Source organism: Pseudomonas sp. GW821-FHT07F05 (assembly GCF_059418765.1).
Map to the genome: position 1 here is coordinate 238,935 of NZ_JBWKQL010000003.1, position 13,832 is coordinate 252,766.

Consider the following 13,832-nt stretch of genomic DNA (forward strand, 5'->3'; position numbering starts at 1 on the left):
GGTCATGACTTTACTGTGCTACGCCCGAGATGCGACGCAGGTCACACTGCAGATGACCGTTCGGCGACAAAACTGCATAATCTCCCGGCTGCTTTAAACAATTCGCAATAAGTGTGGTCTAGTTATCGTTCGCATGTTTGCTTAACGGCTTACTGTGAGATTAAATTGCCACTATCAAACGCCGAGTAAGCATGATGCGAATCACCGGTCCTTCACCGCGTACCTACCCGATCAAGCGCAAGACGCGCAAGGATTCTGCGGCGCTGGAAGGCACGTTCGAGGAGGTGAACGATGAGGTCGAAGTGGTTCCGCAGGCAGCCCGTCGCCAGACGGGTACCACGGCAAACGTGCCCGCGCGTCAGCAGGACATTATTTTCCCCCGTGCCATGAGCACTCGCGTCGCCCACGCGCTGAGCAGCTACCTGACGACTTCGACCTTCGTCGACTGGGACCTCGAAGTCTCCGGGCTCGACCTTCACGTTTGAACCTCGCCCACCCGCCTTACTACATCGGTTGCCCGTCCTGGAGCGAAAAAGCCTGGCGTGAGTCGCTGTACCCGCCCGACGCCCCGGACCTGGATTTGCTTGGGTTGTACGCGCAGGTCTTCAATGCCGTCGAAGGCAACACCACGTTCTACGCCCGTCCCAAACCCGAGATCGTCCAGCGTTGGGCGGACGCCTTGCCCGAGCACTTCCGCTTCAGCGCCAAAATTCCCCGTGACATCAGCCATGCCGGCGACCTGCGCGAGCACTTGGGCGCGGTGGAGGATTTCCTGCAACTGCTGGCGCCACTGGGATCGAGGCTTGAACCGCTGTGGCTGCAGCTGTCGGCCAGCTTCGGTCCCCATCGGCTGAATGAGCTGGCCGCGTTCATTGACGCACTGGAAGGCCAGCCTTTGGCGGTGGAAGTGCGCAACATGGCGTTTTTCAGCAAGGGCGAAGACGAGCGGCAGCTCAACCGTCTGTTGCTCGACCGCGGCGTGGAGCGCATCTGTCTGGATTCCCGGCCGCTGTTCAGTTCTGTCTCCACTGACCCAGCCGTGCTTCATGCGCAATCGAAGAAGCCCAAAGTCCCGCCGCGTCCGGCGGCGCTGACGTCCTTTCCGCAGGTTCGCTTCATTGGCGGGCCGGATGAGGACATCAACCAAGGCTTCATCGTGCAGTGGGCGGAAAAAGTGGCCGGCTGGATCGAGGAGGGGCGCACGCCTTCGGTGTTCCTGCACACGCCTGACAACATCGCCTCGCCCCAACTGGCTCGTCGCTTTCATCATCAATTGATGACCCTGCTGCCGGGATTGCCCGATCTGCCGCAACTGGATCGCGGTCGGCAAGTGGAGCAACTCGGGCTGCTCTGAGGTCGACATGAGGTAGATTTTTCCCTACGTCAGACGAGAACACTCCTGCATGCGTGGCTCGACCTTCTTTCTTCTTCTGGTTTTGATCAGCGCGGCGGTCGCGGTGTCGATCTGGCGTGGCTGGCTGCCTGTCGCTGACCGCTGGAATCCGTGGGCCCCGCTGAACGTGCGCGACGAACCCAACCTCATCACTCCTTTCAAGCTCTGGCGATTGCAGGAGGATCCGGCGTTGTGCGATGCCGCGCTGCAAACCTCGACCCTGCGTTACACGCACCAGGCGGACAGCGCCGCCGACGCCAAATGCCCGCTGACCAACACGCTGCGCATCCAGGGCGGCGACGTTGCGCTGAGCAGCAGTTTTCTGTCCAGTTGTCGCCTTGCCGTGGCCTATGCGCTGTTTGATATCCACCAGTTGCAGCCGGCGGCCCAGTCGGTGTTCGGGCAGAAGGTCACCCAGGTTGATCACCTTGGCAGCTTTGCCTGCCGCAACATCTACAACCGCAGCGAAGGCCGTCTGAGCCAGCACGCCACCGCCAACGCGCTGGACATCGCCGGGTTTCGACTGGCAGACGGACGCAGGATCTCGGTGCTCAAGGACTGGAAAGACGAGGGCGACGCGGGGCGTTTTCTGCGATTGGTGAGGGATGGCGCCTGCCAGCAATTCAATACGGTGCTGAGCCCGGACTACAACGCCGCGCACCGAAACCACTTTCACCTGGACATGGGACGCTGGCGGGTGTGTCGCTGAGGCGTGACAAACGCGGGATCAGTCTCAGGCAGCGAGACGAAGGTTCTGCAGCACGATCGGGCGCGCCCAGCCGTTATCGAAGGCCAGATGACGCTGCTGCTCGGTCATCTCTTCCGCGCTGAACGGTGTCGCAGGCTTGTCGGCCAGGTCCCATTCGAATTCGGCAATCGGCAGGAACAGCGGACGAGGCTGAGGGCCCGGGCCGGGTTCAATGCTGTCATCGTAGGGGTTGAGCACGGTCGGGCGAACCCAGTTGTCATCGAATTCGAGGTTACGTTGCTGCTCGATCATTTCCATCGCGGTGAACGGCTTGGCGGGCTTGTCGGCCAGGTCCCATTCGAACTCGGCGATCGGCAGGAACAACGGCTCCGGCGGCGCGATTTCCTTGTCCTGAACCGGGCACTCACGTTGTTCGACGATCTTGCCCAGTGCGCTTGCGCCGGCAATCGGTTCGCCGGTCAGGTGGTCCGTCGTGGCGACGGCGCTGTATTCCGGGGTTTCGCCAGCGTTGTCATCGACCTGCTGAGCCATCGCACGGGCAAACGCATCCTGCCAGAGCTGCGTGACGCCGCTAAGGGTTTGGGTATTGCGTACGCTGTAGTCGCCTGCGTACGTCAAATAGCCTATCGAGGAGGTTTGCTGAATGTCTGACATAAGCGCTCAGTACAGCCCGTGGGTCTGGCAAAATGACGGATACTTTTGTTATCGGCAGATCCTGCCAATCATTAAGATTATTTGAGCGCGTAGAGACAATGACTGAGCAGCACGCGGGCAGCCGCATTCGGGTCGACAGCCTGACCCCTGACGGGCAGGAAACCGCAGCGCAGTGGGCGCAGCGACTGGGTTTGCCGCTGGAGGATGCCGACGCGGATTTCGCCCTGCAAGTGGCCGAAGACGGCCTGCAGTTGCAGCAACTGGGTGACGACGCGCCGGGCCCGGTGCGTGTAGATTTCATCGAAGGCAAGGCGGCCCATCGGCGTCTGTTTGGCGGCGGCAGCGGGCAAATGATCGCCAAGGCCGTGGGCATTCAGCCGGGCGTGCGCCCTCGGGTGCTGGATGCCACGGCGGGGCTGGGCAAGGACGCCTTTGTGCTGGCGAGTCTGGGCTGCGAAGTGAGCCTGATCGAGCGGCAGCCGATCATCGCCGCGCTGCTTGAAGATGGCCTGGCGCGTGGGGTGAGGGACCTGGAGGTGGGCGGGATCATCGCGCAGATGCGCCTGTTGACCGGCAATTCCATTGAGCTGATTCGCCAATGGGAAGGCGAGCCGCCCCAGGTCATTTACCTTGATCCGATGTTTCCTCATCGGGAAAAAACCGCGCTGGTGAAAAAGGAAATGCGCCTGTTCCGGCCTCTGGTGGGCGATGACATGGACGCTCCGGCGTTGCTGGAAGCGGCGCTGGCGCTGGCCAGCCACCGCGTCGTGGTCAAACGCCCTCGCAAGGCGCCAAGCATCGAAGGCGCCAAGCCGTCCTACGCGCTGGACGGCAAATCCAGCCGCTACGACATTTACCCGATCAAGGCGTTGAAAATCGCGCGGCCGTGAACTTCATCCGATTAGATGAACCCGGCAATCATCGGCGCAGTCATCTGCTGTGCCGATGCCAGAAAATCCACCGTATGAGTGGGCTCGTCGGAGACAAACCTGACCTGATCCGTAGCCGGAGATAACCGATGAGTACTTCCCCTTTGTCCGTAACGCCTTTGCCGTTCGAGCCGCACTTCGAGCAGATACCCGATGACGAGGCTCAGACGAGCAAAGAACTCGCCGAGGCCATGCACAGTATTCTGGAAACCACCTACAAAGATGGCGGCCATGCCGTCCGCAGCGTGCATGCCAAAGCCCATGGATTGCTGCATGGGCAGATCCACATTCTGGATAATCTGCCGCCGGAGTTGGCGCAGGGTGTCTTCGCCCACCCCGGCACGCTGGACGTGAAGATGCGCTTTTCAACCAATCCTGGGGATGTGCTCGACGACAAGGTGTCAACGCCACGCGGTCTGGCCATCAAGCTGGTCGGTGTGCAGGGCGCACGCCTGCCGGGCAGTGAAGGGCAGGTCACCCAGGATTTTGTGATGCAGAACGCCAGGGCGTTCACGGCTGCCACGCCGAAGGATTTTCTCAAGACCTTGAAGTTGCTGGCCAAGACCACCGACAAAGTGCCCAACATGAAGAAAGCGCTGTCGGCGTTGTTTCGTGGTCTGGAGTCGACGGTCGAAGCGATGGGCGGGGAGAGTGGCACGCTGAAATCGCTGGGTGGGCATCCGATGACCCATGTACTGGGTGAAACTTTTAACACCGTGGTGCCGTTTCTCTATGGCCGCTATTACGCCAAGTTGAGCGTGGTGCCTGTTTCCCCCGAACTCACCGCGTTGACTGACCAGAAGGTCGACCTGAATGGCCATCCCGACGGTTTGCGGGAAGCGGTGCGCAGTCACTTTTTGAGCAAGGGAGGGATGTGGGACGTGCGGATCCAGCTCGCTACCGACCTTGAAAAAATGCCGATCGAAGACGCATCGGTGGAATGGTCCGAAGAGCTGAGCCCGTTCGTGACCGTGGCCCGTATCGAAGTGCCGACACAGGACAGCTGGTCAGAAGAACGTCAGCAGGAAATCGACGACGGCATGGCCTTCAGCCCTTGGCACGGCGTTGTTGAACACCGGCCACTCGGCGGCGTCATGCGTGCGCGCAAACCGTCCTACGAGCTGTCTTCAGGCTTCCGCGCCAGCCACAACGGCTGCCCGATGCACGAGCCTCGCTGACAAGCTGGTAGTCAAATTCTGTGGTGTCTTCCACTCCGCATTCTCGGCTAAAGCCGGTCCCACTATGAGTACGCGGTCGATTAGTGGGACTGGCTTCAGCCGGGAAGAGGCCGCAGTGATCGCTATCGGATTTGTGGTGTGTCGTCCGACGCCTTCCCGGCTAAAGCCGGTCCACTATGAGTACGCGGTCGATTAGTGGGACCGGCTTCAGCCGGGAAGGGGCCCGTGTTAGCACCATCAATTCTATGTTGTGGCGCCTGACGCTTTCCCGGCTAAAGCCAGTCCCACAGTGAGCACTGCCCGTCAGCGTCTAAACCCGATACGCCTTCAAAAACAGCGCCACCACCTCCCTGGCATGGTGGTCGGCAGCTTGCTCGTCCGGTATTTCCCCGGTGCCGATGAGAAGCCTGAAATGGTGCACGCCTTTGATCAAGCTCAAAAAATGGCCTGCCGCATTAAGCGGCGATTCAAAATGCAGCCCGTTTTTACCGCTCAGCTTACTCAAAAACCGCGCAAGTTCGTGGAGGACCCGCTGCGGTCCTGCTTCGAAGAACACTTGAGTCAGTGATGATTCCTGAGGCCCCAAAGCGATGATCAAACGGTTCAGGTCGATGGACTCAGGGCTGTTGATCAGCGTTTGAAACCCTCTGGCAATACCCAGTAATACCTTTTCAACGTGATCATCAGCGGGCACGTCCACGAACAGCTCCGGCACCTGCTCCTCGCAGCGAGCAACCACCGCGCAGGAAAACAACGTCTCCTTGTCGGTGAAGTGGCTGTAGACGGTGAGCTTGGAGACCCCGGCTTCAGCGGCAACGGCATCCATGCTGGTGTTGGCGTAACCGTTGCGAATGAACAGGTTCTTGGCCGCTTCGAGAATGGCCTGGCGCTTGGCCAGATCCTTGGGGCGGCCGGGTCCGGCGGGGGAGGTTGAGTCGGTCATGGAGTCGTCAGGCATCTTCGTCGAATTAGTGGACTGTTCAGTTCGGTAATTTTAAATATACTCGCCGGTACAATTATTCAAAGCTCTACTGCCAAGGTGCCTCATCATGCTCCGCGACGCCCTGCTTCGTGCCCAGCTCCTTGCGCTGCCGGTCGGCTTGATCGCTGCACTCGCCGGTTGTCGTCAGGAGGCGCCGGTGACCGCCGCCGTGCGGCCCGCCATGGTGGTGCAACCGCAGCCAGCTGCCCAGTCCATGGACAGCTATCCGGGGGAAGTGCATGCCCGTTTCGAGCCGGAACTCGCCTTCCGCATCCCCGGCAAGGTCAGTAAGCGCCTGGTCGAGGAGGGCGAGCGGGTCAAGGCCAACCAGCCGCTTGCCGAACTTGACGCCCAGGACGTGCGCCTGCAACAGGACGCCACCCGCGCGCAAGTTGCCGCCGCCGAAGCCAACCTGCAGACGGTCCGCTCCGAGCGCGACCGCTACAAAACGCTGATGGACCGGCAGATGGTCAGCAAGTCGCTGTACGACAACGCTGAAAACACCTACCGCGCCGCAGACGCCCGGCTTAGACAGCTCAAGGCTGAATCGACCGTCGCTGACAATCAGACCGGCTACGCCGTGCTTCGTGCGTCGCAGGAGGGTGTCATCGCCAGACGACTGGTGGAAGTCGGTCAAGTGGTAGCTGCCGGACAAACCGTCTTCACCCTGGCCGCCGACGGCGAGCGCGAAGTCTCGATCAGTCTTCCGGAGCAGAATTACGGCCGCTTCAAGATCGGCGACCCTGTTTCCGTCGAACTCTGGACTCAGCGCGAGCAGCGTTTCCCGGGGCGTATCCGCGAGCTGTCGCCGGCTGCCGATCCGCGGTCGCGCACCTTTGCCGCACGCATTGCCTTCGCCGGCGGGAAAGTCCCGGCTGAGCTGGGCCAGAGCGCCCGGGTGTACATCCAGTCCGAACGCGCCGTGCCGTTGTCCGTGCCGCTGTCGGCGCTGACAGCCGAAAACGGCGTGACCTACGTCTGGCGTCTGCAAAGCGACTCCACCCTGAAACGCACGCCGGTGCAGGTCGGCGCTTACGGGCAGGAAACCGTGACGGTGCTCAGCGGCTTGCAGACCAGCGACTGGGTCGTCGCAGCGGGTGTGCACGTGCTGCACGAAGGCGAGCAGGTGCGGCCGGTCGACCGCAGTAATCGGGCGGTCAAGCTGGCGGCGAAGGAGTAGCGGGATGCGTTTCAATCTGTCCGAATGGGCGCTGCGTAATCGGCAGATGGTCCTGTATCTCATGATTCTGCTGGCCGCAGTCGGCGCGCTTTCCTACACCAAGCTGGGTCAGAGTGAAGATCCGCCCTTCACTTTCAAAGCCATGGTCATTCGCACCCTCTGGCCGGGCGCGAGTGCCGAAGAGGTGTCGCGGCAAGTCACCGACCGCATCGAGAAGAAGCTGATGGAAACCGGCGATTACGAGCGCATTGTCTCGTTCTCCCGCCCCGGTGAATCCCAGGTCACGTTTGTCGCGAGGGACTCGCTGGTCTCCGCCCGACTGCCGGAACTCTGGTATCAGATCCGCAAGAAGATCAGCGACATCCGTCAGAACCTTCCGACCGGTGTGCAGGGCCCGTTCTTCAACGATGAATTCGGCACCACGTTCGGCAATATCTATGCGCTCACGGGGGAGGGTTTCGACTACGCGGTGCTCAAGGATTACGCCGACCGCATCCAGATCCAGCTGCAGCGGGTCAAGGATGTTGGCAAGGTCGAGCTGCTCGGTCTGCAGGACGAGAAGATCTGGATCGAACTCTCCAACGTCAAACTCGCCACCCTTGGCCTGCCGATGCAGTCGGTGCAGCAGGCGCTGGAAGCCCAGAACGCGGTGGTGGCGGCGAGCTTTTTCGAGACGCCCAGCGAGCGCGTTCAACTGCGCGTGACCGGGCGTTTTCAGACCGTCGACGAGATCCGCAGCTTCCCGATCCGCGTCGGTGATCGCACGTTCCGTATCAGCGATCTGGCCGATGTGCGCCGTGGCTTCAACGACCCGCCCGCACCGCAGATGCGCTTCATGGGTCAGGATGCCATCGGGCTGGCCGTCGCCATGAAAGACGGTGGCGACATTCTGGTGCTGGGCCGGGCGCTGGAGGGCGAGTTCGCCCGTTTGCAGAACAACCTTCCGGCCGGCATGCAGCTGCGCAAAGTCTCGGACCAGCCTGCGGCGGTGAAAACCAGCGTCGGCGAATTCGTTCAGGTGCTCGCCGAGGCGTTGGGCATCGTGCTGCTGGTGAGCTTTTTCTCTCTCGGCGTGCGCACCGGAATGGTGGTGGCGCTGGCAATTCCGCTGGTGCTGGCGATGACCTTCGCCTGCATGTATTACCTCGGCATCGGCCTGCACAAGATCTCCCTCGGGGCGCTTGTGCTGGCGCTGGGATTATTGGTGGACGACGCAATCATCGCCGTGGAAATGATGGCGATCAAAATGGAACAGGGTTACGACCGGCTAAAGGCCGCGAGCTTCGCCTGGACCAGCACGGCGTTCCCGATGCTTACCGGCACGCTCATTACCGCAGCCGGTTTCCTGCCCATCGCCACCGCGCAGTCGAGTACCGGGGAGTACACCCGCTCGATCTTTCAGGTGGTGACCATCGCGCTGATCGCCTCATGGATTGCCGCCGTGGTATTCGTGCCGTATCTGGGCGCACGGCTGTTGCCGGATCTGGCGAAGATCCATGCGGCTAAACATGGCACCGGGGCACACGCTCCTGACCCTTACGGCACGCCGTTCTACCGACGTGTTCGCGGGCTGGTCGGCTGGTGCGTGCGGCGCCGCAAGACGGTCATCGTGTTGACCATTGCGTTGTTCGCCCTGTCGATTTTCATGTTCCGCTTTGTGCCGCAGCAGTTTTTCCCGGCGTCCGGTCGACTGGAGCTGATGGTTGACCTGAAGCTCGCCGAAGGTGCCTCGCTCAGCAGCACCGCCGAGCAGGTCAAACGGCTGGAAGCGATGATCAAGGAACACGCCGGCGTTGAGAATTACGTGGCCTATGTCGGCACCGGTTCGCCAAGGTTTTACCTGCCGCTGGATCAGCAACTGCCCGCGGCAAGCTTTGCCCAGTTCGTCGTGCTGGCGAAAACCATTGAGGACCGCGAAGCACTGCGCACCTGGCTGATCCAGACCCTCGATGAGCAGTTTCCGATGCTGCGGCCTCGCGTCACCCGCCTGGAAAACGGCCCTCCCGTGGGCTATCCGGTGCAGTTCCGCGTCACCGGCGAGCACATTGATGAAGTGCGTGCGCTGGCTCGCAAGGTGGCCGCAAGGGTCAGGGAAAATCCCCATGTGGTCAACGTGCATCTGGACTGGGAAGAGCCGAGCAAAGTCGTTTATCTCAACGTCGATCAGGACCGGGCCAGGGCGCTGGGCGTGACCACGGCGGACCTGTCGCGCTTTCTGCAAAGCCAGCTGACCGGGTCGAGCGTGAGCCAGTACCGCGAGGACGACGAGTTGATCGAGATCCTCCTGCGCGGGACGGAGCAGGAACGCCATGAGCTGGGCAGCCTCGCCAGCTTGTCAGTGCCCACCAACAATGGCGGCAACGTCGCCTTGTCACAGGTGGCGACGCTTGAATACGGCTTCGAGGAGGGCATCATCTGGCACCGCAACCGCTTGCCGAACGTGACGGTGCGCGCCGACATCTATGGCAAGGAGCAGCCGGCAACGCTGGTGAAACAGATTTTGCCGACGCTGGAAGACGTGCGCGCGCAGTTGCCCGATGGGTACTTGCTGGAAGTGGGCGGCACGGTGGAGGACTCGGCCCGCGGGCAGAACTCGGTGAACGCCGGGGTGCCGCTGTTCATCGTGGTGGTGCTGACCTTGCTGATGATCCAGCTGCGCAGTTTCTCCCGTACGTTCATGGTGTTTCTCACGGCGCCGCTGGGGCTGATCGGTGTGACGCTGTTTCTGCTGCTGTTCAATCAGCCGTTCGGCTTCGTGGCAATGCTCGGCACCATCGCTCTGTCGGGGATGATCATGCGTAACTCGGTGATTCTGGTTGACCAGATCGAGCAGGACATCGCGGCAGGTCTGGATCGCTGGCAGGCGATCATTGAAGCAACGGTGCGGCGCTTCAGGCCCATCGTGCTCACCGCGCTGGCGGCGGTGCTGGCGATGATCCCGCTGTCACGCAGCGTGTTTTTCGGCCCCATGGCCGTCGCCATCATGGGCGGCCTGATCGTCGCCACTGCACTCACCCTGCTGTTCCTGCCCGCGCTGTATGCGGCGTGGTTCAGGGTGAAAAAGGATGAGCGGGTCGAGGTTTGATCGCTTAACCCGCTACGGCGCGTTTCACAACGCGCCGAATACCTTCTTCGCCAGACCGGTCGCCGCCGCTGCCGGGTTGGCGCGGATGCTTTCTTCCTGTTTGGCGATCATTTCGAACAGGCCGTTCAGCGCCTTCTCGGTGACGTAGCCTTCGATATTCGAGCTCTTGGCGTCCAGCACGCCCAGCGTTGCGGCCTGACCGGCGAAGGCGTTGTATTTCTGCGCCAGGCCGACTTTGTCAGTGGCCTGTTTGACGATGGGCAGGAACTTGGCGCGGATCTGTTCGCGGCTGGAGGTGCTCAGGTACTGGGTGGCCGAGTCCTTGCCGCCGCTGAGGATGGCCTTGGCGTCCGACACGCTCATCTTTTTCACCGCATCGACCAGCAACGTCTGCGCCTGGGGCATCGCCGCTTCCGCTGCCTGGTTCATGCTGGTTTCCAGCTGATCGACCTGGGCGCCCATGCCGAACTGCTTCATCTTCTTGGCGACCTTGCCCAGGTTGCCGGGCAGTTCGATGCGCACGTCCTTGTTGTTGCTAAAGCCACCCGGCACGCCCAGTTGCTTGACGGCTACTTGCGCGCTCTGGGTCAGGGCATCCTTCAGCCCGCCGGTGGCGTCCGATTGCGACAGATCATTGAGCGACAACGCGAAGGCACTGGCCGACAACAGCAGGCCGGCGCAGACGCCAGTGAACGAGAGGGAGCGACGCAACATGGTTAATGTCCTTTTCAGCGGTCTGTGATGCACGCCCGATTAACGGGCCGGGCTCAAACGAATTTTGACGGGCGGTTTTTCGTCCAGCGTCAGGTCCACCGTGTAGCGCTCGGTGCTGATCATCAGCAGCTTGCCGTCCACCTCGATGCGCGCGCTGACCGAGTAAGTGTGCCCCGGCTGGACCTGCTTCTGATCGTAGGTCAGATGAAACGGCAGCGGCACCTGGCCTTTGATCGGGCCGTTCTGGCTGGCGAGGATCTGCGCGGGTGCGTCCGCCAGCGATACGTCCTGGAGCGTGACCTTCAGCGTAGCCGTCGGTGGAAGCGCCATGCGCTGCAGGTAAAACACCTCGCCGTCCACCGAGCCCGGCAGGTTGTCCGGCGCATGGGCGCAAGCGGCCAGCACGGTGGTCATGAGGGTGAGCAGGATGTGTTTCATGTGATTGTCCTTGTCAGGTGAAACGTTAGGTAGGGCGTGCTTCGTCGCTTAGGCGATCGGCGCGGCCCCGACGACTTCATCACTGCGGTGCAACGCCACCTGGCGAATCGACAGCCTGATTTCCGCTGGCAATACGCGCTTGGCGGCGCCTTCCGCCAGATCCCCCAACATATCGTGATAGCTCAGTTTGCCGGCGGCGTCGGTGCGCAGGACACCCTGATCCAGCAGCGTCTGAATGAAATGCCGGAACAGGCTCTTGTCGAAAAACTCCGGCGCATTCAGGCCGTGCAGGATCGACAACCGCTGGGCCATCGTCGTGCACAACTCCTCAAGCCCTTCGGCGCTGAGGGTGTGCTGGCCGCTGTTGAGCAGCAGGGAAATCGCCATGTAGAAACGCTGCAGGGTCTGGGCAATCGCCCGCGACAACACCGTCAGCAGCACGAAGGCCCGCGAGCTCGGCGCAGGGCGCAGGTAAACGCCGTTCTCGAATCGCAGCAAACCCTGTTCGACAAACGCCGCCAGCCACTGATCGATGACCTCATCCAGATCGTCCAGCGACCAGCGGATGAACAGCTCCGATTGCAGGTACGGGTACAGCGCCCGGGTGTACCGCAGAATCTGCTCGCGGCTCATGCGCGACGAGCTCTGGAAGAAGCACGCGAGCAACGAGGGCAGCGCGAAAATGTGCAGCACGTTATTGCGGTAGTAAGTCATCAGGACGGCATTTTGCTCGTCCAGGTACAGAATCTTGCCCAGCGCATCGCTGAGTTCCGAGAGCAGATTCATGCCTTTGACGTGCTCGATCAGTGCCCTGCCATCGCCGTCCGGCAGCGTGGTATGGGGCGAGTAGGGCACGGTGCGCAACAGCGTCAGGTACAGGTCCAGCACCCGCGCCAAGGCTTGATCGTCCAGCGCATGTTTGGCCGTCGACAGCAACGCCAGCGCCACCAGATTCACCGGATTGATCGCTGCGGCTTCGTTCAGGTGGCGGGCCACGCGTTCGCCCAGACGGTGGGTGGTCTCGTGGAGCCAGTCCGGTTTGAACACCGGGCCCAGTTCCTGAGTGCGCCAGTCCGGCTGCTCATGGTCGAGAAACTCGGTCAGCTTGATCGGCTCACCGAAGTTGACCGAGACCTGGCCGAAGCGCTGCTTCAGCGCGCCGATGACTTTGAAGATGTCGAAGATTGACTCTTTCTTCTTCGCCGCACCGCGCAGCTCCCCCAGATAGGTCCGGCCTTCCAGCACCCGTTCGTAACCGATGTAGACCGGCACGAACACGATGGGCATGCGCGAATTGCGCAGGAAGCTGCGCAAGGTGATCGCCAGCATTCCGGTCTTCGGCTGCAGCATGCGCCCGGTCCGCGAACGTCCGCCTTCGACGAAGTACTCCACCGGGAAGCCCTTGGTGAACAGCGTGTGCAGGTATTCGTTGAACACCGCGGTGTACAGCGGATTGCCCTTGAACGTACGGCGCATGAAAAACGCGCCGCCGCGCCGCAACAGGCCGCCGATGACCGGCATGTTGAGGTTGATGCCCGCGGCAATGTGCGGCGGGGTCAGGCCGTTGCGAAACAACAGGTACGACAGCAGCAGGTAGTCGATGTGGCTGCGGTGGCACGGCACGTAAATGATCTCGTTGCCCTGGGCGACGTTCTGCACGCCCTCCAGGTGACTGACCTTGATGCCGTCGTAAATCTTGTTCCAGAACCAGCTCAGCACCACTTCCAGGAAACGGATGGCGGTGTAGGTGTAGTCCGAGGCGATCTCGTTGCCGTAATGCAGGGCTTTTTCCCGGGCCTTGGCTTCGGTGATTTTCTCCCGTGCGGCCTCGTCGAGAATGGCCTGCCTGACCAGCGGATCCGCCACTAACCCTTTGACCAGATGGCGACGGTGCGAAAGGTCCGGGCCGATCACCGACGTTTTCAGGTTGCGGAAATGCACACGCAGCAGGCGTTGAGCCATGCGCACCGTGCGCTCGTAACCCTTGTTCTGATCGACCAGCTCGCGCAGATGAACCGGCGCCGAAAACTGCACGCGGGTCTTGCGGCCCAGGATCAGAATGGTCACGAAGCGACGTAGACGCCCGGTCACCGCCCAGCTGTCGGCAAACAGCAGTTTCCACGGACTGTCTTCCTTGTCCGGGGACTGGCCCCAGAACACGCTGACCGGAATGATTTGCGCGTCTTCCGTAGCGTTTTGCGTGACCGCGCTGACCAGACGTTCAAGGGTCGGCGGTGCGCCGCGTTTGTCGTGGCGTCCGAGCCAGTCAGGCTCTGGCGTCAGGTAGAAAAACGCGGCCGGCTCGGTCAGATTGCCAACGGCCACCGACAGCACCGGGCGCGGCAGACCGGCCTTGCGGCATTCGGTGTCGAGGACCGCGAGATCGCTCATCGAAGGGTTTTGCAGCGCATAGAAAACCGGGCGGCTGCGGTCGAGATTGAGGGTGAAGGACGACTGGTTGATCGTCTCCGAGCGCACCCACAGGTAAAGCAGGCGGCGCACGGTGCCGAATACAAGACGGCGAAACGGGGAACGGGTCATAGAATTCTGCTGAGAGGGGCGACGCCCGC

At 61.7% G+C, this 13,832-nt stretch carries 12 protein-coding genes; 7 read left to right on the plus strand and 5 right to left on the minus strand.

Features of this window, described 5'->3' with window-relative positions; all coding sequences use genetic code 11:
• Window positions 1–194 precede the first annotated feature (194 nt).
• From AC07RO_RS08875 to AC07RO_RS08885, 3 genes are read left to right on the plus strand one after another with little or no spacing between them, the layout of a single operon-like run.
• A complete protein-coding gene (locus tag AC07RO_RS08875; protein WP_192171051.1) occupies window positions 195–485 on the plus strand; it encodes a hypothetical protein in 291 nt (96 codons plus the stop codon).
• A complete protein-coding gene (locus tag AC07RO_RS08880) occupies window positions 482–1,354 on the plus strand; it encodes a DUF72 domain-containing protein (RefSeq protein ID WP_495085849.1) in 873 nt (290 codons plus the stop codon). Before AC07RO_RS08875 ends, AC07RO_RS08880 begins: the two co-directional genes overlap by 4 nt.
• Window positions 1,355–1,403: 49 nt before the next feature.
• Window positions 1,404–2,102 (plus strand): extensin-like domain-containing protein, encoded by a 699-nt coding sequence (locus tag AC07RO_RS08885; protein ID WP_495085850.1) that lies wholly within the window; start codon window positions 1,404–1,406, stop codon window positions 2,100–2,102.
• 24 nt (window positions 2,103–2,126) lie between these two features.
• Here AC07RO_RS08885 and AC07RO_RS08890 read toward each other — a convergent pair whose 3' ends face one another.
• A complete protein-coding gene (locus AC07RO_RS08890) occupies window positions 2,127–2,756 on the minus strand; it encodes an energy transducer TonB (protein WP_495085851.1) in 630 nt (209 codons plus the stop codon).
• Window positions 2,757–2,854: 98 nt separating this feature from the next.
• Here AC07RO_RS08890 and AC07RO_RS08895 point away from each other — a divergent pair, with 98 nt between their 5' ends.
• On the plus strand, window positions 2,855–3,646 hold the full coding sequence (locus AC07RO_RS08895) for a class I SAM-dependent methyltransferase (protein WP_423571785.1): 792 nt from the start codon (window positions 2,855–2,857) through the stop codon (window positions 3,644–3,646).
• Window positions 3,647–3,774: 128 nt separating this feature from the next.
• Complete coding sequence (locus tag AC07RO_RS08900) at window positions 3,775–4,863, plus strand: catalase family protein (protein WP_495085852.1); 1,089 nt, start codon at window positions 3,775–3,777, stop codon at window positions 4,861–4,863.
• Between the two features lie 310 nt (window positions 4,864–5,173).
• On the opposite strand, the gene AC07RO_RS08905 is transcribed toward AC07RO_RS08900, so the two are convergent.
• Window positions 5,174–5,806, minus strand: coding sequence for a TetR/AcrR family transcriptional regulator (locus AC07RO_RS08905; protein ID WP_495085853.1), 633 nt, complete (start codon window positions 5,804–5,806; stop codon window positions 5,174–5,176).
• Between the two features lie 106 nt (window positions 5,807–5,912).
• Here AC07RO_RS08905 and AC07RO_RS08910 point away from each other — a divergent pair, with 106 nt between their 5' ends.
• Together AC07RO_RS08910 and AC07RO_RS08915 are read left to right on the plus strand one after the other, a co-directional pair.
• A complete protein-coding gene (locus AC07RO_RS08910) occupies window positions 5,913–7,025 on the plus strand; it encodes an efflux RND transporter periplasmic adaptor subunit (RefSeq protein WP_495085854.1) in 1,113 nt (370 codons plus the stop codon).
• A 4-nt stretch (window positions 7,026–7,029) separates the two neighbouring features.
• Window positions 7,030–10,110: an efflux RND transporter permease subunit gene (locus tag AC07RO_RS08915; RefSeq protein WP_495085855.1), complete on the plus strand. Its 3,081-nt coding sequence runs from the start codon at window positions 7,030–7,032 to the stop codon at window positions 10,108–10,110.
• Window positions 10,111–10,134: 24 nt separating this feature from the next.
• On the opposite strand, the gene AC07RO_RS08920 is transcribed toward AC07RO_RS08915, so the two are convergent.
• The 3 genes from AC07RO_RS08920 to plsB are packed head-to-tail and all read right to left on the minus strand — an operon-like array spanning window position 10,135 to window position 13,803.
• On the minus strand, window positions 10,135–10,824 hold the full coding sequence (locus tag AC07RO_RS08920; protein WP_192170810.1) for a DUF4197 domain-containing protein: 690 nt from the start codon (window positions 10,822–10,824) through the stop codon (window positions 10,135–10,137).
• A gap of 39 nt (window positions 10,825–10,863) precedes the next feature.
• Window positions 10,864–11,262: a YbaY family lipoprotein gene (locus tag AC07RO_RS08925; RefSeq protein WP_282369274.1), complete on the minus strand. Its 399-nt coding sequence runs from the start codon at window positions 11,260–11,262 to the stop codon at window positions 10,864–10,866.
• A 48-nt stretch (window positions 11,263–11,310) separates the two neighbouring features.
• On the minus strand, window positions 11,311–13,803 hold the full coding sequence (gene plsB / locus AC07RO_RS08930; protein ID WP_495085856.1) for a glycerol-3-phosphate 1-O-acyltransferase PlsB: 2,493 nt from the start codon (window positions 13,801–13,803) through the stop codon (window positions 11,311–11,313).
• Between the last annotated feature and the right edge of the window lie 29 nt (window positions 13,804–13,832).

What these genes read in the sequence shown, in the direction of transcription:
- AC07RO_RS08875 (WP_192171051.1), top strand. Translation starts at nt 195, where the DNA reads ATGCGAATCACCGGTCCTTCACCGCGTACCTACCCGATCAAGCGCAAG.
- AC07RO_RS08885 (WP_495085850.1), top strand. Translation starts at nt 1,404, where the DNA reads ATGCGTGGCTCGACCTTCTTTCTTCTTCTGGTTTTGATCAGCGCGGCG.
- AC07RO_RS08890 (WP_495085851.1), bottom strand. Translation starts at nt 2,756, where the DNA reads ATGTCAGACATTCAGCAAACCTCCTCGATAGGCTATTTGACGTACGCA.
- AC07RO_RS08895 (WP_423571785.1), top strand. Translation starts at nt 2,855, where the DNA reads ATGACTGAGCAGCACGCGGGCAGCCGCATTCGGGTCGACAGCCTGACC.
- AC07RO_RS08900 (WP_495085852.1), top strand. Translation starts at nt 3,775, where the DNA reads ATGAGTACTTCCCCTTTGTCCGTAACGCCTTTGCCGTTCGAGCCGCAC.
- AC07RO_RS08905 (WP_495085853.1), bottom strand. Translation starts at nt 5,806, where the DNA reads ATGACCGACTCAACCTCCCCCGCCGGACCCGGCCGCCCCAAGGATCTG.
- AC07RO_RS08910 (WP_495085854.1), top strand. Translation starts at nt 5,913, where the DNA reads ATGCTCCGCGACGCCCTGCTTCGTGCCCAGCTCCTTGCGCTGCCGGTC.
- AC07RO_RS08915 (WP_495085855.1), top strand. Translation starts at nt 7,030, where the DNA reads ATGCGTTTCAATCTGTCCGAATGGGCGCTGCGTAATCGGCAGATGGTC.
- AC07RO_RS08920 (WP_192170810.1), bottom strand. Translation starts at nt 10,824, where the DNA reads ATGTTGCGTCGCTCCCTCTCGTTCACTGGCGTCTGCGCCGGCCTGCTG.
- AC07RO_RS08925 (WP_282369274.1), bottom strand. Translation starts at nt 11,262, where the DNA reads ATGAAACACATCCTGCTCACCCTCATGACCACCGTGCTGGCCGCTTGC.
- plsB (WP_495085856.1), bottom strand. Translation starts at nt 13,803, where the DNA reads ATGACCCGTTCCCCGTTTCGCCGTCTTGTATTCGGCACCGTGCGCCGC.